The organism is Streptomyces sp. NPDC051315, assembly GCF_044455165.1.
Taxonomy (GTDB): Bacteria; Actinomycetota; Actinomycetes; order Streptomycetales; family Streptomycetaceae; genus Streptomyces.
Genome location: NZ_JBITEN010000014.1, coordinates 76000 through 96156, shown reverse-complemented (window position 1 = coordinate 96156; position 20157 = coordinate 76000). Strand labels below are relative to the sequence as shown.

Below are 20157 nucleotides of genomic sequence, written 5' to 3'. Positions count from 1 at the left end.
GTCGCCGACCGTCGCTGTAACCACCCGGCAACCAGACAGCGTCCGATTAGCTGTCACTTGGCGTCACACAGGCCACTACGTGCGTAGCCGTGATGGATACGCACGCATCTCAGGAGGAAGGGACACAGCTCAGTCATGGCTATAGAGGGGCACGGGAACGGCCAAGAACAGGACAACAGCCACGACGAGCGGAACACCCAGGAAGCCCGGGATATTGCCGCCACCCACAAGATCGGGCAGTTGCAAAGCAACTTCCACTTCCTCCGCGCTGAGTGGCCCGCTCTCTACGACGAAGCCCTCCGCGCCGAGCGGCTCGCCCACGCAGACCCCCGTACCTCCTGCTTCTACGCCCGCCGTGTCCTCGAACTCGCCGTGCACTGGATGTACGAGAGGGACTCCGCCCTGCGCCCTCCGTACCAGAACGACCTGAGCGCCATGCTGCACGAGCCGAGCATGCGGAACCTGGTCGGGCCGACGCTCAGCGCGAAAATGGACCTCATCCGGCGCCAGGGCAACCACGCCGTGCACCGCCCGGCCCCCGTCCAGGCCAAGGACGCGGTGCGGACGGTAGCCGAGCTGTTCCACGTCTTCTACTGGTTCGCCCGCACCTACGCGCCCGACCCGGCCACCGCTCCCGCCCCCGGTGTCCAGTTCGACAGCCAGCGCATTCCGCGCCCCGTGCCCGCCGAGGTTAAGCTGCGTCGCCAGGCCGAGCTGAAGAAGCAGGCCGAGGAGGATCAGGCCCGCTGGGACGCCCAGGCCAAGGAGCTGGCCGAGGAGCGCGCGAAGGGCGCGCAGCTCGCCTCCGAGGTGGCCGAGCTGCGCGCCCGGATCACCGGGCTCCGTAAGGCCAACGAGGCCCGTCCCGACACCCACGACTACGACGAGGCCGCCACCCGCGACCTGTTCATCGACCTCCTCCTCAAGGAGGCGGGCTGGGACCTCATCGAGGAGCGCGATCGCGAGTTTCCGGTCGACGGCGAGCCCGGGGTGATCAGTAAGTCCGGCAAGGGCTACGTGGACTACGTCCTGTGGGGCGACGACGACCTACCCCTCGCCGTCGTCGAGGCCAAGCGCACCCGGGTCGACGCCCGTGCCGGCCGCCAGCAGGCCGAGCTCTACGCCAACGCACTCGAAGCCAAGTACAACCAGCGGCCGGTGATCTTCTACACAAACGGCTACGAGACCTACCTGTGGGACGAAGGCAACGGCTACCCGCCCCGCAGGATCCAGGGCTTCCGCACCAAGGACGAGCTGCACTGGATGATCCGCCAGCGAGCCGGCCGACTCGCCCTGAAGTCCTCCAACGTCAACCAGGGCATCGCGGGCCGCCCTTACCAGCTCCAGGCCATCCAGCGCGTCAGCGAGAGCTTCGAGAAGGAGAAACGCCGCCGCGCCCTGCTCGTCATGGCCACTGGCACCGGCAAGACCCGTACCACGGTGGCCTTCGCCGAGCTGCTGCAGCGGGCGGGCTGGGCGCGCCGCATCCTCTTCCTGGCCGACCGCCAGGCCCTCGTCAACCAGGCGGTGCGCGCGTTCAAGGAGCATCTGCCGAACAGCGTGACGGTCAACCTCCTCACCGAGAAGAAGACCGACGCCCACGTCTACGTCTCGACGTACCCGACGATGATGAACCTGGTCAACGAGATCACGGAGGACGGCCACCGCCGCTTCGGGCCGGGCTTCTTCGACCTGGTGGTCATCGACGAGGCCCACCGCTCGGTCTATGACAAGTACGGCGAGCTCTTCGAGTACTTCGACAGCCTCCTGCTGGGGCTGACGGCCACACCCAAGGACGACGTCGACCACAACACGTACCAGCTGTTCCAGTTGGAGGACGGCGTCCCCACCGACTCCTACAGCCTGGACCAGGCGGCCACGGACGGCTTCCTGGTGAAGCCGAACGTCGTCGACGTCCCCTTCGACTCCCTCCGGCGGGGCTTTCGCTACGACGACCTCACCGAGGAGCAGAAGGAGGCCTGGGACAACCTGGAGTGGACCGAGGACGGGCAAGTGCCCGACGCGGTCTCCGCGGACGAGATCAACCGCTTCCTGTTCAACGCCCCGACCGTCGACAAGGCGCTCGAGGTCCTGATGCGGCACGGCCTGCGCGTCGAGGGCGGGGACCGGCTCGGCAAGACCATCGTCTTCGCCAAGAACAACAAGCACGCCCTGTTCATCGAGGAGCGCTTCAACTTCCACTACCCGCAGGGCGCCGGAAAGGACGCCCGGGTCATCACCTACCAGGAGAAGAACCCCCAGCAGCTCATTGACGACTTCTCCGACCCGGCCAAGGCACCGGACATCGCCATCTCGGTCGACATGCTGGACACCGGCATCGACGTGCCCGAGGTGCTGAATCTCGTACTGTTTAAGCCGGTGTACTCGCGGACCAAGTTCTGGCAGATGATCGGCCGCGGCACCCGCCTGCGCCCGGACATCTACGGGCCCGGCCGCGACAAGGACGGCTTCAACGTCTTCGACCTCTGCGGCAACGCGGAGTTCTTCAACCAGGAACTCGACCGCGCCCCCGCCCGACAGGCCCCGACGCTCACCGAGAAGCTGCTGCAGCGCCAGCTCGACCTCATCCGGACGCTGGACCGCCGCCAGGTTCCCGATCCGGCCCAGGACGGCGGTCCGGACGCCATCGACACCGAGGCGTCACTGCGCTGGGCGGCCGCGCACCGTCTCCATCAGACCGTGCGGGGCATGAACCTTGACAACTTTCTCGTGCGGCCGCACCGCCGTCATGTCGAGGTGTTCGGCGGTGACTTCGCCGCTTGGCATCGCATAGACGACGACGCGGCCCACGCGCTGAGTGAGAACGTCCTCGGTCTGCCATCCGACTACTGGCCCGAGGGCGAGGACAAGGGCGAGGAGGCCAAGCGGTTCGACCTCATCGCCTACCGTCTCCAGCTCGCGGCCCTGGAGGGCGGATCCGACTACACGCGTCTGCGCGGCCAGGTCCAAGAACTAGCGGAGGACCTCCTCGGCAAGACGAACATCCCCGTCGTCCGGGACCAAGCCGCTCTGCTGGAGGCCGTCACCGACGACTCGTGGTGGCAGAACGTCACCGTTCCGATGCTGGAACACGTGCGGCGCCGGGTGCGCGGCCTGGCCCATCTGGTCGACGCTCCGGCCGCCCGGAAGATCGTCTACACGAACATAGCGGAAGACCACGGAGACCTCACGGAGATCGAGCTCAAGGGTCTGCCCGTCGGCACGGACGAGGAGCGCTTCAAGCAGAAGGCGCGTGCCTACCTCCAGAGCCACCGCGAGCAGGAGGCAGTTCGCAAGCTCCGCGAGAACGAGCAGGTCACGGCCGATGACCTGGCCACCCTGGAGGAGGTCTTCCTCACCGAGGGGGTCGCCTCCGCCGAGGACCTGGAGCAGAAGCGCGCGGCCGACGGCGGTCTCGGAGTGTTTCTGCGCCGCATCGGTGGCCTGGACCAGAAGGCGGCGCAGGAGGCCTTCTCCGGCTTTATCGCCGACCATGATCTCTCCGCCGACCAGATCGACCTCGTCGGGCTCATGGTCCGGTACGTGGCGGCGAACGGCCTCATCGGCATCCGTGACCTGTACGAGAACAGCCTTTTCAGCAGCCGCGGAGTCATTGACAACCACTTCACCGACGACGAGATTGACGCCTTGGAGGTCGTCTTCCGCACGCTGCGCTGCCGGGCGATCCCGGAGGCGGACCTCGCTGCCTAGGAGCATGTTTCCTCGCCCCTGGGGCCGGCAGTGCCAGCTCCAGGGCAAGGACCCCATGCGGTGTCCAGTGCGGCCCGTTACTTCGCAGCCTCGCACTACCCGCGGGCTCATGTGAGTGTCTAACTGCGTGACGACGCCGACGAACAACGGTGGACGCTCACGCACGCCCACGGACCATCCCAGCAGCTCGGAACTACGCCATCCAAGGCGCAGCCCCCACCCAAGTTGCTCCGGGACGAAGAGGTCATCACCCAAGGTCTCACCACCACGCTTCCGCCAGCGCGGCTCGCTCTGATCGACGACATCGCGGCGTGGCTGAGGCCAGTGGGGGTGCGTCGAGGCACACACGTGCGCGGTCGGTCGGCGCACCCGCCATCGTGGCTGGCTGTCGTCGGCTGAGGCTCAGACACTCAGGGGCCCAGCTCTGCCAAGGCATGTTCGAGGTTAAGGGACCGTGCCACTCACGTGCCAGATCATGCGGGGAAGCAGGGGGAACAGCGGGAACTTGCCCTGAGTGCAACCAGGACTCCAACGGCACTCCGCCGCAGGTCAGCACGGCAACCACCGCCAAGAAGCCCAAGCTTCCCAAGCTGATGTCCTGCCGTCGGCCTTGCCTGTCGTCGAAGTGGCCTGATCAGCTGTGCCTATGGCAACCGACCCCAGCGAGTACGAGAAAGCTATGCCGGCCGTGGCCGCCAACCTTGCCAAGCTGGAACGAGCAGTCGACCGGACCCGCGCTTCTCACTCCGGACAGCCCTACGCCGAAGTCCACCGGGCCCTCGTCGAGGCACTGGAGCATGAAGGCGCTCAACACGTCGTCCCTCAGGTCGTCGAGGAACTGACGCGCCAGATCTCCGAGGCCCCGGCGAGCCCGCTCCCTGACATCCACACCTGACATCAACGTCGGGAGACAACAACGGTTCTCGGCGAACCGCGATGACTCGGCCTCCCGAGCGTGGAGGGCCGGTTGGGCCAGCTTGATCGAACTCCTAAAGCGGGTGTCGCAGGTTCGAATCCTGCCGGGGGCACAGAGAAAGGGCCAGCTCAGGAGGGTTTACTCCCAGGCTGGCCCTTCAACGTGTTCGGGGTCGTGCCACACACGCGCCACCAATGCCACGCGGATGCCACCGCTCCCAGCCGGAGGCCGTTCCCCCGCCTCGCGGTTCATGGCCCCCAGGCGATCTGCGATGACCCGGTCCCGGTCACTGGTCAAGTGCTGGTGGACCAGCGGCCCGGGAACTGCTGTGGCCGATCCGCGTCATCAGCTCTCGCGTGCCGGCCCCACCGTCAAGATCACTCGCTTCAGAACTGCTCGACATCGCGTGCTCATCACTCACCCATGTCCGCCTCACGGCCTTCTACGTCCCGGCCCTCATCTGCTGCCGACGCATCCGCCCTATAAGCCCTCATCACGCGGTGCCATGCCGCAAACACATCCGGGAGCTGGTCACGCAATCCCCGGACAACAAACAACAGGGTGGTCACCACGCCGGAAGCAGCCAGCAAAGAGAGAATGATCTGAGAATCCACCCGTTCGACACCTTCTGATCAGCGGTCGAACTCGGGTAACTCAGGTCGTGCAAGAAAGAGTTGTCAGGTGGCGTGCCCAATGGGCGCCACTGGCGAATGGCGGAGACAGGAGTCCGGGTCGTGGTTCACGGATCATCCAGTTCCAATGCGACATGTCGGCTCGCACCGGAATGGCCTGCTACTCGTACGCTATCAGCAACAGTCACCCACAGAGCGAATCATCGAATTGAGCTGACACCCATATTGGGCTTTGTGATAGAGGCCCACCGGACAAGCTCCACCCATCGACAAGCACTCTCCCGGGCCGTCTCGGGACCGGGAGAGTGCTTGTTTGTGACCAGCTCTGACAACTGGTCTCTGCTTGGCCGCAGTTCAGCGCGTTAGCCGCGAACTCAGTCGCAGGTCGGTGCCGCTGGATTTCAGTTGCGGATACGAGGGACTTCGTGAGTTCTACGGCCGCCAGTACTTCGGGCGTACGGCGTGGTGGTGGTCGCTCAGGCGGGACGGTACGGTCGCCGCGTTGTCGGCCAGGGCGGCGACCACCGGCCCCGCTTTCGCCCGCGAGAGGGCCTGCCGAACGCTACTGGTCGGGCGGCAGCGGCTCCGCCGAGAGGACGGAACCACTGCTCAGCCCAGCGACCCTCCAGCCGAGAGTCGTGCCACTCGCGTGCCAGATCCTGGAGGGACTCACGGGGGACAGCGGGGAATCGGTCGCAGCTCTCCAAGGGTTGAAGCACCAGTCCGACGCAGGTCAGTGAGGTAGTCGCCACCAAAAAACCCAAGCTTCCCAAGCTGAGGTCCCCGATACGTCGGCGCAGCCGACACTCGTATAGTCGCTGCATGGTGACTGCGACTGTCCGTGAGTGGTACGACGAGGAAGGGTGGGGGGTACTCGACTCCCCCGAGACACCCGGCGGTTGTTGGGGCCACTACGCCGACATCCAGACGAAGGGCTTCCATACGCTGTCGCCGGGGCAACGTGTAGATCTCCAATGGGAAGCCCCTGGCTTCAAGCAGGACGGCTACGACTACCGGGCAGTGAAGATAGTGCCTCGGCCGGCCTGACATCCACATCTGACATCAACAACGGCAGACAGCAGCAGCTACGAGCGGCCCTCGACGGCCATGCCTTCCAGGCATTCGAAGCTCCTGAAGCCCCGTTGATCCAACTCCTGAAGCGGGTGCCGCAGGTTCGAATCCTGCCGGGGGCACAGGTAGAGGGCCAGCTCAGGAGGTTTTCCTCCCCGGCTGGCCCTTCGTGGACCCACGGTGACATCGCCGCCACGACTGTTTTCAAGATCGTCGCGCTGTCCGCGCCCACACGCCTCAGTGTCGTCGACCACAGGCCGACGGCTCTCCAGGGTCCTGGACAGAAGCCCCGCGAGGGGGCTGGCCTCGCCATGGCCCACGCACAGCCCGCAGACCACACTTAGACCCGTGACGATCAATGATGGCAGCGGGGCAAGCGACCCCTGGACGCTCCTTCTGGCGACGGACTGGAGCAGCGTCGAACACTGTTGCCCTAGCGGCTCAGCCCCCGCGACCCCCGTGATTCTGGCAGGGCTGCTGGACGACGACGAGGATGTTCAGCGGGCCGCCGTACGCGACCTCGGTCAGCTCGTTACCCATGGGAACAGCATCTACGGCTCCACCGCGCCGGCCGCTCGCTTCGTTATCGCCATCCTTGGCCACTCCCGAACGATGACCTCGGGTGTCTATTTCCACGACGAGCGTCGCCGGCCCATGCGTGCAGCACTCCTGCAATGGCTCGGTGACCTCGCCGATGACGCGACGTACGACGAAGACGGCCCGGGAGAGCCTGACGATGTCGCCGCGGTTCGTGCCATCCTCCCGCTGATCTACCAGGCGGCGACGTCGTATCTTGTTGATGCGGACCCCCTGATCCGGGAAGCCGCGGTGCACGCAGCTGCGATGACGCTCGCCGCACCTGAGCTGGCTGTCCACATCCCGGAGTTCGTGCCGCTGGTGCACAGCACGCTGAGCACCAGCCAGTACCGGGGTTACCGATACATCGCCAAATGGTGCCTGGTGACCTGGGGTGCAGAGCCCGGCCCCCTGCCCGACCCACGGATCACGGGTCCCGATCCGATGGACCGCCCCTGGGCGGACGGATACTCCGACGACCCGCCGTTCTGAAGGGAGTGCCCGACGCACCAGGCACCACCCGGCAGTTCCGCCGAACTGGTTCCTCTCCGTTCGCAAGCTGGCACCTGGGCCGTGCCACTCTCGCGCCATAACGGACGGGGACTCACGGGGAATCGGGGTCCGCGGACGGAACTCGCCGGAGTCTGACCTGGACAGGGAGGCCGCCCTTCGTCCTGTCCGGCGCCGTGCCCCACACGTGCCTCTACGTGGAGGAATCCAGGTCCGGATCGGGCATGGCCGCCGGCACGAAGAGGCTCAGCCGGAAGGTGGTCGGTTGCGTCAGGCGCCCACAGAGCGTGTCCACCCGCACCGCCGTCCAGTCGATCCGCGTGTCCGACGCTCGGAGACGCCGCATATGAGCGCGCCATTCCGACTCGTCCCGGGTTTCGAAGAGCACCTCCCAGCGGCCCGCGGCGGGCGCGAAACGAGCAGCGGCCCGCTGTGCCTCGTCCTGCCTCTGGCGTTTTCTTTTGCGCTGCCCTGGCATCGGCCCAGCATCGCCAGCTTCCGTGATCACAGCAAGGCCATTACCTACACCTGAGACGGTCCGTGCCCGCATGGCGATGCGCGGCAGGGGAGGCGAAGATGGGATGAGCCGGACAGGAGCCGCCGGATCAGCGGACACGGCGTCGCCTTCAGCGCGGGCGAGGCGGCCATCCGTTCAGGGCGCGCTCGATGGCGAGCCGACCGGGCAGCGGGGTGGCAGCAGCCCGGTGACCGGCACACGCAGGGAGGGCTCCGGAATCCGCGCGGGACATCAAGGCATGTCCCGCGGGTGCAGGTAGGAACACAGGTGGTCGCTCATGTGCCGATGGCTCGCTTACTCGGGAACACCCCTGCTGCTCGACACCATCCTCTACAAACCGGCCCACTCGCTGATCGATCAGAGCCTCCACTCCAGGCTGGGCGTCGAGACGACGAACGGCGACGGTTTCGGCGTCGGGTGGTACCCGCAGGAAGGCGAGAGCATCGACACCCCGGCCCTGCTCAGGGACATCGGCCCCGCCTGGAACAACCGCAACCTGCGGGAGGTCGCGGATCATGTCCGGTCCCCGTTGTTCTTCGCCCACATACGGGCGTCGACCGGAACGGCGGTACAGCAGACGAACTGCCACCCGTTCCGGCACGGCCGTTGGATGTGGATGCACAACGGTGCCATCACCGGCTTCCACCTCATGCGCCGCGAGCTGTCCCTGCTCGTCGCCCCTGAGCTGTACTCCGACATCGAAGGCACGACGGACTCGGAGATGATGTTCTACCTGGCGGTGACCTTCGGCCTGGATGAGGATCCGCCGGGCGCCGTGGCGCGGATGGTGGGAGTGGTGGAGCGCAGCGGCCGCGACCACGGTGTGCAGTACCCGCTCCAGATGACGATCGCCGTGACCGACGGCGCCCGCGTATGGGCCTTCCGGTACTCGAGCCAGGGCGCTTCCCGGTCGTTGTTCTACAGCACCCGCGTGGACGCACTGCGCAAGCTGCACCCCGACGTGGCGTTCCTGCGGGAAGTGTCCGACGAGACCCGCCTCATCGTGTCCGAGCCCCTCGGTGATCTGCCGGGTGCCTGGAACGAGGTGCCCGAGAGCAGCTACGGCGTCGTACATGGCGGAGCCGACGAGTTGCGTCCCTTCGTCCCGGAACCGGCGTGACACGTCAGCGGATCGCGGGCTGGATCGCGGACCAGGTCACGTCGGCAGTCGGCAGTCGTCGGTCGCCGTGAGCGTCGGCAGTCGGCAGTCGCCCTGAGCGTCGGCAGTCGGCAGTCGCCCTGAGCGTCGGCAGTCGGCAGTCGCCCTGAGCGTCGGCAGTCGGCAGTCGCCCTGAGCGCGTCGGCAGTCGTCGGTCGCCGTGAGCGGTCGTATTCGGTTGCGCGCCGAACGGGGCGTGATGGTCAGCCCGAGCACAGCCACTACCGCGCCCGCCACGGCGCCCGCCGCCGGCCCGCCCCGGCGCGGCTCAGGGCTTCCTCGTGACGGACCGCTTCGTGCCTTTGCTGCGGCCGGTGCCCGTACCGCTGCGCCCTGGCTTCGCGGGCACGCTCTTGCGCGGGGTGGCCTCCTCCTTGTCCTTGTCCGTGGCCGTGCGCGATGGCGCTGTCCGGGTCGGTGCGGTCGGCCACCTGAACTCGATCTCCAGCTCGATCTCCCCCTCACCGATCTCGACCTCCATCTCGCCACGAAGGTCGTCGGGGATGCGCAGGCTCAGCGTTCCGGGGTCGAGTTCCAGTTCGGCCTCCCCACCCTCCCTCAGCGCCGCTGCGAGTGCCGTGAGCTGGTCAGCCGCCTCGAGGCGTGACAGCGAGCGCTTCTGCTCGAACTTGAGGTCCTTCATGGGTGTCTCCGATCCGGAGACGGCCTTCGTCGCGGGCCGCGGCCCGGGGCCATCCCCTGCTTCATGGCTCCGACGGACCGGGAGCGGTGCACAGGGCCCGGACCACGAAGGCGTCGATCGCGACACGGCCGGTCCGGCCGGCGCCACGCCGGTGGCCCTGGCGCAGGTGACGCCCTGGAACGGGGCGGCACCGGCGAGGGCGAGGACCACGCCCGTGATCCAGTGGATCCAGCCTCAGGTGACTGGCCATCGCCGGCTCCTTCGTGTCGAACGGCTCCGCACCACCGCCCGTGCACGTTCGGCCGGTCGGGTTACCTCCAATCTCGTCCTCCCGGGTTCGCCGCGCACGTCGGGTTGCCCGACGGGCGGTTCCCCAATGCGCGGAGCGCACGCCGTCTGCGCAGGTCAGGGTGATGCCGTCGGGCTTACCGGCAATTGACCGATCGTGGCGGCCGGGCTTCAGCGCCTGCCGACGACATCCCTTACGGCCGTCCGCAGGTCGGCGCCGACGAACCACGCCGGGAAACAGCTGAGCAAGCCGCGCCGTTGCCGCCGGAACAGGCGGGACCTGTCGGCTCGGCCCACGGGCACCGTCACCCCCGGGGTGATCGGGGCCTCCGTCAGGCCGGGACCCCCGGGCTTCCCGCCCGCCGCCCTGGCGCGGCGGACCATGGGCGCGCCCTGCGCGAGGCCCGGAGGGGTTCTACGGTGGGGTGGAGGCCCCCACTCGCGGAGCTCGGTGCTTTCCGCCGCACACCTCCTCGGGCTCGAAACTCACCAGGAGGGCATACGACATGTCCACCGCATCCGACACCCCTGTCCTGGACACCCTCGCCGCCATGACGGTCGACTCGATCGAGCGATGCGGGCTGGCCCCGGACATGCTCATCCTCACGCGCATCGCGGCGCTCGCCGCCTCCAACGCCCCGCCCCTCTCCTACGCGGCCCATATCGACCCCGCCATCAGGACCGGCCTGACCGCCGGACAACTGCGGGACGTCCTGGTCGCCATCGCCCCCATCGTGGGCACCGCCCGCGTCATGACGGCGGCGGGCAACATCGCCACGGCGTTCGGCATCGCCGTCGCCGATGCCGAGATCGAGGCCCAGGGCTGAGAGCAGCCGCCCGCCCGGCATCGGTGATCCGCGCGGCCGGCATCGGACAGAAGGCCGGGGAGCTGCCCGCCTTGTCCGACATGCCCTGTGCCGGGAGTCCCCATGGCCGCAGGACCAGGCAGGAGCGTCTTTGATGTCCCAGAACGCGACCACGGCCATGCGCGTGGCACCCCACACCCCGCCCGAGGACCGCGCGGCTCTCGGCAAGGAGGCGCGACGCCGCTCGCCGCGGTCGGGGCACGCCGTGTACAGGCCGTCTCCCGGCCGGCCGGACCCGCTGGCGATCCTGGAGGCACAGTCCGCGGCACGGGTGCCCGAACTCGTCCCGATCCGCTACGCCCGGATGATGGAATCCCCGTTCCGCTTCTACCGGGGCGCCGCCGCGATCATGGCGTCCGACCTGGCCGACAGCCCGCGCTCGGGGTTCACGGCCCAACTGTGCGGGGACGCGCACCTGCTGAACTTCCGTCTGCTCGCCTCGCCGGAGCGGCAGTTGGTGTTCGACATCAACGACTTCGACGAGACACTGCCGGGGCCCTGGGAGTGGGACGTCAAGCGGCTGTCGGCGAGTCTCGTCATCGCGGGCCGGGCGAACGGCTTCGACGACGCCGAACGCGCCCGCATCGTGAGCGCCACGGTCCGTTCGTACCGCGAGGCGATGATCCGGTTCGCGGGCACGGGCAACCTCGACGTCTGGTACGCGAGGATCGACGCGGACCTCCTCGAGTCCCTGGTCGCCGGCCGGCTCCACGGAACGAAGCGCGGTCAGAGGAACCTGGCCCGCGCCATGGCCAAGGCCCGCACCCGCGACAGCCTCCAGGCCTTCGGCCAGCTCACCGAGACGGTCGACGGCCGGCCCAGGATCGCGGCGGACCCCCCGCTGCTCGTCCCGGCCGGGGACCTGTTGCCGGACGTCGAGCGCAGCGCGCTGGAGCACCGGTTCCGCGGTCTGATCGAGCGGTACGGCCGCACGCTCGCCTCCGACCGGCGCACGCTCCTGGCGGACTACCGTCTGGCCGACGTCGCCCGCAAGGTGGTCGGCGTCGGCAGCGTCGGAACCCGATGCTGGATCTTTCTCCTGCTCGGCCGGGACGACCGCGACCCGCTCTTCCTCCAGGCCAAGGAAGCCGACGCCTCCGTGCTCGCCGCACACCTCGGCACCAGCCGCTACCTCAATCAGGGCGAGCGGGTCGTCTCGGGCCAGCGGTTGATGCAGGCCGCGAGCGACATCTTCCTCGGCTGGGAGCGGGTGGACGGGATCGACGGCAGGCAGCGCGACTTCTACGTCCGCCAGCTGCTCGACTGGAAGGGCATCGCCGTGCCGGAGCGGATGCGGCCGAAGGACATGCAGGCGTTCGGCGAACTGTGCGGGGTCACGCTGGCGCGTGCGCACGCGCGGTCCGGCGACCGCATCGCGATCGCCGCGTACCTGGGCGGCGGCGACGCGTTCGACCGCGCACTCGCCGCATTCGCCGAGGCGTACGCCGACCAGAACGAGCGTGACCACCAGGCCCTGGTCGACGCGGTGCGCGCGGGCCGGCTGCCCGCGGAGGAGCTGCCGGCGGCCTGACCGGGAGAGGACACCCGGCCCGCCCCGCACGCGTAGGGGCCTTCCGCTGCTCCGGCGAGGGCCGCTCGCGGTCGTCGTACTCGCGCACCAAGGTGGACGCCCTGTGCGCGCTCCGCCCGGATGCCGCGTACCTGCGGGGCATCTCCGACGCGACCCGCCTCGGCGTGTCCGAACCGCTGGGCGCCCTTCCCGGCGTCTGGACCGAGGTGCCGGAGAGCGGATACGGCGAGGCAGGAGGCGTAGGGGCTGGTGAACGGGCCGGTGGCCCGGTGTGCCGCGCGCCCGGGCGGGGGGACTGGGATGCTGGGGGAGGGAGCGCCCCGTGACGTGACCCTGACGGACAGGGGTGATGAGCGCCGTGGCCGAGACCTACGAGACCGCACGAGGACCGACCGTTCCGACCGTTCCGACCGTTCCGGCCGTTCCGTGCGCCGATCCCCGGGGAGACCCGTTCCTGCGCACCCGGTTCGCCCTCCCGGCGAGGCCCGCCACGTTCCTGCGGCGGCAGCGGCTCGTCGACCACCTCGACCAGGCTCGTGGGACGCCGTTGACACTGGTCAACGGCGCGGCCGGGGCCGGCAAAACCCTGCTCGCCGCGGACTGGGCCGCCGGACTGCGGCCGCCGGTCGCCTGGCTCACCGTCGAAGCGGGGGACCGCCGTCCCGGGGTGTTCTGGGCATACGTCCTCCAGGCACTGCACGCCTGCGGTGCACCGGCATCCGACGCGGTCGGGGCCCCCGCGGACGCGACCGAGGTCGACCAAAGGCTGCTGGCGACGCTCGCCGCCGAGCTGAACGAGCGCGACCGGCCCGTGGTCCTCGTGCTCGACGAGTACGACCGGGTGACCGCTCCGGAGGTCACCGACCAGCTGGAGTTCGTCCTGCACCACGCCGGGCGGGGCCTGCGCCTCGTCCTCGTCACCCGCACCGAACCGCTGCTGCCGCTGCACCGCTACCGGGCGGCCGGTGAGCTGACGGAGATCCGCGCGGCCGAGCTGGCCTTCACGCCGGAAGAGGCCGTCGCACTCCTCGAGCTGCACGGTCTGAGCCTTCCGGTCCCGGCCGCAGGCGCCCTGGTGGACCGCACCCGGGGCTGGGCCGCCGGCTTGCGCCTGTCCGCCCTCGCCGCTCTGGAGAGCGCCGACCCGGAGCGCTACCTGAAGGAGTTCGAGGCGGACCGCAGTACGGTCGCGGACTTCCTGCTGGCCGAGGTCCTCAAGGGACAGCCGGAGGCCACACAGGGCCTCCTGCTGCGTGTCAGCGTCCTGGAGCGTTTCTGTCCCGGTCTGGCCAACGCGCTGACCCTCCGGACCGATGCCGAGCCCATCCTCGCCGGGCTGCACCGCGACAACGCGTTCGTCGAGCACCTCGGGCACTCGTGGTACCAGCTCCACCCGCTGTTCGGGGAGATACTCCGGGCCCACCTGCGCGAGCGCCTCCCCGGCCTGGAGCCGGAGCTCCACCGGCGGGCCGCGCGGTGGCTGCGTCGTTCCGGATTCCTGCCGGAGACCCTCGCCCACGGCGCCGCCGCGGGCGACTGGGATTTCGCCGCCGGCGCCCTCGTCGACGACCTGGCGATCGGACAGTTCTTCACCGGCCTGCGCTCGGACGACCTGACCGAGTTGTTCTCCCCCATGGGGCCCGAGGCGAGGAGTCCGGCGGCGGACCTCGTGCGCGCGGCCCGCGACCTGTCCCGGTACGACCTCGACCGCGGACTGACCCGCCTGCGCCACGCCGAGGAGCATCTGGCCGACGACGCGCCGGCGGCCGCCCGGCTGAGCTGTGCGCTGCTCGAGGCACTGGCCGCCCGGCTGACCGGATGTCCCCCACGGGCCGAGAAGGCCGCCCGAAAGGCCGATGAACTGCGGCAGGCGGTTCCGGCCCACCTCCTGGACGAGCATCCCGAACTCACTGCTCTCCTGCTGACCCACCTGGGTTCGGCCCGCCTGTGGGTCGGGCGTTTCGAGGACGCGCGCGCTGCCCTGACCGCGGCGGCCGGCGCTCCCGGCGGGGCCGCCACCGTGCTGCCCCGCGAGGACTCGATGGAGCACCTGGCCCTGCTCGACTATCTGAACGGCTGGCTCGGCCGGGCGGAGCGCAAGGCCCTGGCGGCGGTGCCCGAGGGGGAGCGGGCCGGCTTTCCCCAGCCGTCCGGCTCCGGCATCGGGCAGCTGGTCCTGGCCGCCGTGGCCGTCGAACGCCATGAGCTGGGCCGGGCCCAGGCCCTGCTCGACGGGACGGCCCGGCTCCCCTCGGGAACGCGTGATCCGGTGATGGCGGCGGGACGAGCGCTCGCCTCAGCTCGCCTCCTGCTGGTCAGGGGCAAGACGCGAGCCGCCGTCGAGGCGGCGGACCCGGCCGTCGCCGCCGCCGTGGCCTCACCCTGGGTGGCCGGCCATGAAGCGCTCGTCGCCTCCGCCGCCCACCTGGCCGAAGGACAGCCGGACGAAGCCGCCGAGGCGCTCCGGGGCGTGTCCGGCGACCAGCCGGCGTGTGCCGTGGAGGCCGCGGCGATCCAGGTTGCCGCGGGCCGTGCCGGGGCGGCCATCGACCTGCTCGACAGCATCCCCACCGGGAACCGGGCCGGGCCGGCGGTGACCGTGAGGGCAGCGCTGGTGAGGGCTCGGGCGGCGGAGGGGGCGGGAGACACCGCCGCCGCCCGCAGGCTCGTGGCGCATGCGCTCCTCGAAGCCCGGCGGGAGCGGCTGCGCCGTCCGTTCCTCGACGCGGGGGCGTGGATCCGGCCCTTCCTGGCCGCGCCCGCGCTCCACGAGCTGGCAGCGGGCTGGCTCACGCCCGGCCTGCCGCGACACGGTGAGCGACCTCGGCCGGAGCCGCTGTCCCCGCCGCTCGTCGCGGTGGAGCTGAGCGGACGCGAGCGCGACGTCCTGGAGCGGCTGGCCCGGATGATGTCGACGGAGGAGGTCGCAGCCGACCTCTACGTGTCGGTGAACACGGTGAAGACCCACCTCAAGAGCGTCTACCGGAAGCTGGCGGTGAACCGGCGGGGCGACGCGGTGCGCCGCGCGCGCGACCTCGGGCTGCTGTGAACACGCGCGGGTGAGAGGGCTCGGCGCCCGTGCTCCCCACCGGCCGGACGTCACGGGGGCGCTGCCCTTCCCCCGTGGCGGGTGAGGCACGCGGCGCGTACTTCGGATGCGATGGGCGGGAGCGGCGGGGCGTGTGCGGCCACGGCCCGGCCGACTCCGCCGACGTACCGGCCGACTTGGCGAGGTGGACAGCGTGAAGCACTGGCGGGCTCTGGTCGTCCTCGGTACGGCCCAGTTCCTCATGGTCCTGGACACCTCGGTGATGAACGTGTCCATCAGTCAGCTGGTCGAGGACTTCGACACGGAGGTCACCGCCATCCAGGCCGTCATCACGCTGTACGCGCTGGTGATGGCGGCGTTCATGATCATCGGCGGCAGGTTCGGGGACATCCTGGGGCGTCGCCGTATGTTCCTCCTGGGGTTGGTCGTCTACGGCGTGGGGTCGGCCCTGACCGCCGCCGCACCCACCCTGTGGGTCCTCACGCTGGGCTGGTCCGTCATCGAGGGGCTGGGAGCCGCCATGGTGCTGCCGGCCATGGCCGCCCTCGTCGCGGAGTCGTACCGCGGGAAGGACCGGGCCACCGCCTACGCGGTCATCGGCGGGCTCGCCGGCGCCGGGATCGCGGTCGGCCCGCTGCTGGGCGGCTGGGTGACGACGTACCTCACCTGGCGGCTGGTCTTCGCCGGCGAGGTCGTGGTCGTCGTGGCCGTCCTGCTGTGCCGCCGGATGATCGCGGAGTCCCCCCGGACCGGCCCGCGCCCCCGGCTGGACACCGTCGGTGCCGCGCTCTCGGCGGCCGGACTGGGACTGGGCGTGCTCGGGGTGCTGCAGAGCAGCACCTGGGGATGGGTGCAGCCCCGCAACCCTCCCTTCACCGTCCTGGGCTTCGCCCCGACGCTGTTCGTCATCGGCATGGGGGTGGCCGTCCTGGCCGTCTTCCGGTGGTGGGAGCGGCGGCGGGCCCACCAGGGGACCGACCCCCTCGTCCACCTGTCCCTGCTGGGCAGGCCCGTGCTGCGGTCCGGTCTGATGACGCTGCTGAGCCAGAACCTCATCCTGCTGGGGCTGTTCTTCACCATCCCGCTGTACTTGCAGGTGGTTCAGGGGTTCGACGCCTTCGAGACGGGGCTGCGCCTGCTGCCGGTGTCCGTCACCATGCTCGTGACCTCGCTGTGCGGGTCCTCGCTGGGTCGGGTGATGGGGCCGCGCCGGGTGGTCCGGCTGGCCCTGGTGACCCTGGCGGCGGCCATCGTGTGGCTGCTGGCCACCATCGACCCGGTCATCGACGACGCGCAGTTCGCCGGAGCCATGGCCCTGCTGGGCGTGGGCGTCGGCCTGCTCGCCTCGCAGCTGGGCAACGTCGTCCAGTCCGGCGTCGGGGAGGAGGAACGCAGTGAGGCCGGAGGGCTCCAGTTCACGGCACAGAACCTGGGTTCGGCGCTGGGCACCGCGCTCATCGGGTCGATCCTCATCGGCGCGCTGGCCCACGCCTTCACCACGCAGGTGGACGACAACCCGCGGCTGTCGCAGGAGACCCGTGGGCAGGTCGGTGTCGCTCTCCAGGCCGGGGTCTCCTTCGTCTCCACCGACCAGGTGCGCTCGGCGGCCGAGCGCGCCGGGCTGCCGCCGTCCGAGGCCGAGGCCGTCGCGGACTCCTACGCCTCCGCGCAGCTGGACGGCCTGAAGGCGGCGATCCTGGCCACCGGCGGCATCGCCCTCGCCAGTTTCCTGGTCACTCCGCACCTGCCGACCGGCCGGGACGGCCGTCCGCGGCTGCCGGACGCCGATGCTCCGGCCGGAGTGACCGGATCGAAGCGCTGAGTGCGGAGGGAGTCACCGGTGTTCAGGACCCGGCCCAGGACCGGACCGGCCACGGCCCGCGGGAAGCGCCGTGCCGAGCGGCGGGGCCGCGCGGACTACACGGGCGGCGTCTACGGATCCATGCTCGCGGCCTCCGTGGTGATCGGCGCGGGCTCTCTGGGCTCGTTCCCCCGCGCCGAGCTGGTGCTGCTGCTGTTGCTCACCGGCGTGGTGTTCTGGATCGCGCACGTGCACGCCCATCTGTTCGGGGCGCGTCTGGCGCAGCGGACTCCGGACCGCCGGGTGGTGCTGGAGGTGTGCCGTGACGAGTGGCCGATCGTGAAGGCCGCCGTCCCGCCGGCCGCCGCGGTGGCCGTCAGCCCGCTCCTGGGCCTGGACGTGCGGGGTGCCCTCTGGCTGGCCCTCTCCGTCGCCGTGGCCGGGCAGGTCGGCTGGTCCGTGGCCGCGGCACGCCGCGCCGGTGCGTCCCGGCGGCTCGTGGCCGTCACCGCGTCGGTCAACCTGGTGCTCGGTCTGCTGATCATCTCCTTCAAGATCGTCCTCACGCATTGAGGAGGCGTTGGTCCACGGGGTCCGTCACCGGGCCACGGGTCACCTCCACCGGGTGAGGCACGACGGAGCGCGGAAGCGCACGATCGCAGGGAGGGGCGCCGTCCGCCTGTTCCAGGCGGTACACCCGTCCTGGGCAGTACCCCTGTCCCAGGCCCAGTCCATCTGCCCCAGGCAGTCCACCTGTCCCGGGCAGTCCACGGGAGGACAGCTCGTGCGCTACGAGATCCGAGTCGAGGGACACCTGTCGGAAACGCTGGCCAAAGCCTTCCCGGAGCTGGGCCACGTCGTGATGTCCGGCCAGACCGTCCTGTTCGGCCCCGTCGTGGACGAAGCACACCTGTACGGGCTGCTGGCACGCTGCCAGTCACTGGGACTGCGTGTCGTGGAGATGCGGCAGCTGCCGGAGTGACGGGGCCGGGACCGGGACCGGGCGGTGTGCGGTGCCGGGCGGCCGGGTGCGGTGCCGGGCGGCCTCGCGTGCTGACGGGCGGGAGCCTCAGCGCCGTTCCGCCCTGATCGGCGGTGCGAGCCCTTCGAGTCCCCCAACCGGCGCACGGGAAGAAGTCCCGGCCCGCGCGTTCCTGCCCTACGCCGCTCACTCGGCCGGTGACCGGGAGGCGGTGAAGGCGCCGGCTACGGTCAGGGTCCGGTCTCCCGGTCCGTCGTCCCGGCATCGGCATCGCTACCGGCTCCGCTACCGGTTCCGGTCCCGGTTCCGGTTCCAGCACCGGTACCGGAACCGGAACCCGGCTGAGCCTGCGGCCCAAGGCGCTGCTGCCGGCGCATCCCCGCCTCGACCGCGCTCGCCAGCACCCGCGCGGCGACGCCCACGAGCAGCAGTCCTCCCGCCATCTGCACCATCGTCAGCACGCGCCCGGTCTGGGAGCGTGCCGTGATGTCCCCGAAGCCGACGGTGCTGAATGTGGTCAGCGTGAAGTACAAGGCGTCCGTCTTGGTCAGCGGCTCGCTGAAGGAGCCGGGGGCGGAGCGGTCCAGCAGGTAGTAGGCGCCGGCGAAGAGGACCAGGAACAGCGCCAGCGTGGCGGCCAGGGCCTCGACGGCCTTCAGGCGCGGGTGGGGTGAGCGCACGATGGCCCGCACCTCCCACCCGAACATCAGCAGCACCGCCACCAGGCCGCCTACGAGCAGCGCCGACGCACCAGCCGTACGGCGCTCGGTCAGGGGCAGCAGGTAGTAGGCGAGGACGAGGCCGACGGCGATGAACACGGCGCGGGCGACGGCGACGGCCACCGCCCACCGGCGGGAGCGGGGCCGCCGGAGCGTGTCCGGACCGGGCCGGTCGCGGTGTGTCCGGGCCGTGTTCGGATCGCTCATCTCGTATCTCTTCACTCCGTCCGGCCGGAAGGCCGAGGGGCAGGACGCCGGAGATCCCACCTCACCGCGGCGACGGCGTCGGCGGATCACCCGTGGCGGGTGACCCGGCCCCCGGCGACAGGCGTAACCCTGGAGCGGACGTGTCCTCGCCCCCCGCCCCCTCACACACCGCCCCGTCGGCGGGCCCGGGAAAACGACCGCTCGATCACGCGAGGAGGAGCCATGACCATGCCGCGTGGTCCGGCATCACGCACCGGACCCGAACACGAGCCCGACGGGGCGGCCCCCGGTCCGACGGGCGACCCCGCGCAGGCACTGGGGCGGCTCGGCCGTTCATGGACCTGGCTGCTGGGCTCGGCCGTCACGACGGTGGTGCTGGGCGTCCTGGTACTGGTCTGGCCGGAGGCCACCCTGCACGTCCTGGCGGTCCTCGTCGGCCTGCACCTGCTGGTGGCCGGGGCGTTCCGGTTCGTGGACGTCTTCGCGCGAGCGGGGCACGAACGGCTTCCGGGGCTGCTCCTGGCCGTGGTGTACGTCCTCGCCGGGGTGCTGTGCCTGCGGAACCCGCTGCAGACGATCACCGCCCTCTCACTGATCGTCGGGGTCGTCTGGCTGGTGTCCGGCATCCTCACCCTCTACACGGCCCTTGCCGCCGAGGACCTGCCGCACCGTGGCGTCGTCCTGGGTGCCGCGGTGCTCGGCATCGTCGCGGGGATCGTGGTGCTCGCGTTGCCGGCCGAGTCGGCCCGCGCCCTGACCCGGCTGCTCGGCCTGTGGCTCGTCCTGCTCGGTCTCGGCGAGGCGGTGGTCGCCCTCGCGTGGCGGGCCGCGCTCCGCAAGACGCACCCCACGGAGCCGCGGGCCTCCACCGAGACGGCCTGACACCGCGTCCGCCGCTCCGGCGGACGCGGCGGACACACCTGACCCTGTGGTCGCCTCCCCCACCGTCGTCCCGAGCGGCGACCGTCACGGCCGGAGC

At 70.3% G+C, this 20157-nt stretch carries 16 protein-coding genes; 12 read left to right on the top strand and 4 right to left on the bottom strand.

From position 1 onward, the window contains the following. Positions 1-135: 135 nt before the first annotated feature. Complete coding sequence (locus ACIBBD_RS25600; RefSeq protein ID WP_399421870.1) at positions 136-3711, top strand: DEAD/DEAH box helicase family protein; 3576 nt, start codon at positions 136-138, stop codon at positions 3709-3711. A 646-nt stretch (positions 3712-4357) separates the two neighbouring features. Further along, positions 4358-4606: a hypothetical protein gene (locus ACIBBD_RS25595; RefSeq protein ID WP_399421869.1), complete on the top strand. Its 249-nt coding sequence runs from the start codon at positions 4358-4360 to the stop codon at positions 4604-4606. A 434-nt stretch (positions 4607-5040) separates the two neighbouring features. Here ACIBBD_RS25595 and ACIBBD_RS25590 read toward each other — a convergent pair whose 3' ends face one another. Then, complete coding sequence (locus ACIBBD_RS25590) at positions 5041-5241, bottom strand: hypothetical protein (RefSeq protein WP_399421868.1); 201 nt, start codon at positions 5239-5241, stop codon at positions 5041-5043. A gap of 840 nt (positions 5242-6081) precedes the next feature. Here ACIBBD_RS25590 and ACIBBD_RS25585 point away from each other — a divergent pair. Continuing rightward, positions 6082-6306, top strand: coding sequence for a cold shock domain-containing protein (locus ACIBBD_RS25585; RefSeq protein WP_390846988.1), 225 nt, complete (start codon positions 6082-6084; stop codon positions 6304-6306). A gap of 372 nt (positions 6307-6678) precedes the next feature. Then, positions 6679-7398 (top strand): hypothetical protein, encoded by a 720-nt coding sequence (locus ACIBBD_RS25580; protein ID WP_399421867.1) that lies wholly within the window; start codon positions 6679-6681, stop codon positions 7396-7398. Positions 7399-7609: 211 nt separating this feature from the next. On the opposite strand, the gene ACIBBD_RS25575 is transcribed toward ACIBBD_RS25580, so the two are convergent. Further along, positions 7610-7894, bottom strand: a complete 285-nt coding sequence (locus ACIBBD_RS25575; protein ID WP_399421866.1) for a hypothetical protein — start codon at positions 7892-7894, stop codon at positions 7610-7612. A 316-nt stretch (positions 7895-8210) separates the two neighbouring features. On the opposite strand from ACIBBD_RS25575, the gene ACIBBD_RS25570 reads away from it, so the two are divergent. Next, the gene (locus ACIBBD_RS25570) at positions 8211-9053 is read left to right on the top strand and encodes a class II glutamine amidotransferase (protein WP_399421865.1); all 843 of its coding nucleotides are present in this window, start codon (positions 8211-8213) and stop codon (positions 9051-9053) included. 307 nt (positions 9054-9360) lie between these two features. On the opposite strand, the gene ACIBBD_RS25565 is transcribed toward ACIBBD_RS25570, so the two are convergent. Then, entirely contained in the window at positions 9361-9735 is a 375-nt protein-coding gene (locus ACIBBD_RS25565) for an amphi-Trp domain-containing protein (protein WP_399421864.1), read from the bottom strand. A gap of 794 nt (positions 9736-10529) precedes the next feature. Here ACIBBD_RS25565 and ACIBBD_RS25560 point away from each other — a divergent pair. The 6 genes from ACIBBD_RS25560 to ACIBBD_RS25535 all read left to right on the top strand — a co-directional run bounded on the left by ACIBBD_RS25560 (position 10530) and on the right by ACIBBD_RS25535 (position 18252). Further along, positions 10530-10850, top strand: a complete 321-nt coding sequence (locus tag ACIBBD_RS25560) for a carboxymuconolactone decarboxylase (protein WP_399421863.1) — start codon at positions 10530-10532, stop codon at positions 10848-10850. A gap of 133 nt (positions 10851-10983) precedes the next feature. Continuing rightward, entirely contained in the window at positions 10984-12420 is a 1437-nt protein-coding gene (locus ACIBBD_RS25555; protein ID WP_399421862.1) for a DUF2252 domain-containing protein, read from the top strand. Positions 12421-12769: 349 nt separating this feature from the next. Further along, positions 12770-15469, top strand: a complete 2700-nt coding sequence (locus tag ACIBBD_RS25550; protein WP_399421861.1) for a LuxR C-terminal-related transcriptional regulator — start codon at positions 12770-12772, stop codon at positions 15467-15469. A gap of 193 nt (positions 15470-15662) precedes the next feature. Next, positions 15663-17291, top strand: coding sequence for an MFS transporter (locus ACIBBD_RS25545; RefSeq protein WP_399421860.1), 1629 nt, complete (start codon positions 15663-15665; stop codon positions 17289-17291). An 18-nt stretch (positions 17292-17309) separates the two neighbouring features. Continuing rightward, the gene (locus ACIBBD_RS25540) at positions 17310-17843 is read left to right on the top strand and encodes a hypothetical protein (RefSeq protein WP_399421859.1); all 534 of its coding nucleotides are present in this window, start codon (positions 17310-17312) and stop codon (positions 17841-17843) included. A 211-nt stretch (positions 17844-18054) separates the two neighbouring features. Then, positions 18055-18252 (top strand): hypothetical protein, encoded by a 198-nt coding sequence (locus ACIBBD_RS25535; protein WP_030039028.1) that lies wholly within the window; start codon positions 18055-18057, stop codon positions 18250-18252. A 230-nt stretch (positions 18253-18482) separates the two neighbouring features. Here the strand turns inward: ACIBBD_RS25535 and ACIBBD_RS25530 are convergent, their stop codons facing one another. Then, positions 18483-19178: a potassium channel family protein gene (locus tag ACIBBD_RS25530; protein ID WP_399421858.1), complete on the bottom strand. Its 696-nt coding sequence runs from the start codon at positions 19176-19178 to the stop codon at positions 18483-18485. 222 nt (positions 19179-19400) lie between these two features. Between ACIBBD_RS25530 and ACIBBD_RS25525 the strand changes: the two genes are divergently transcribed. Further along, positions 19401-20060: an HdeD family acid-resistance protein gene (locus ACIBBD_RS25525; RefSeq protein WP_399421857.1), complete on the top strand. Its 660-nt coding sequence runs from the start codon at positions 19401-19403 to the stop codon at positions 20058-20060. The last annotated feature ends 97 nt before the right edge of the window (positions 20061-20157 follow it).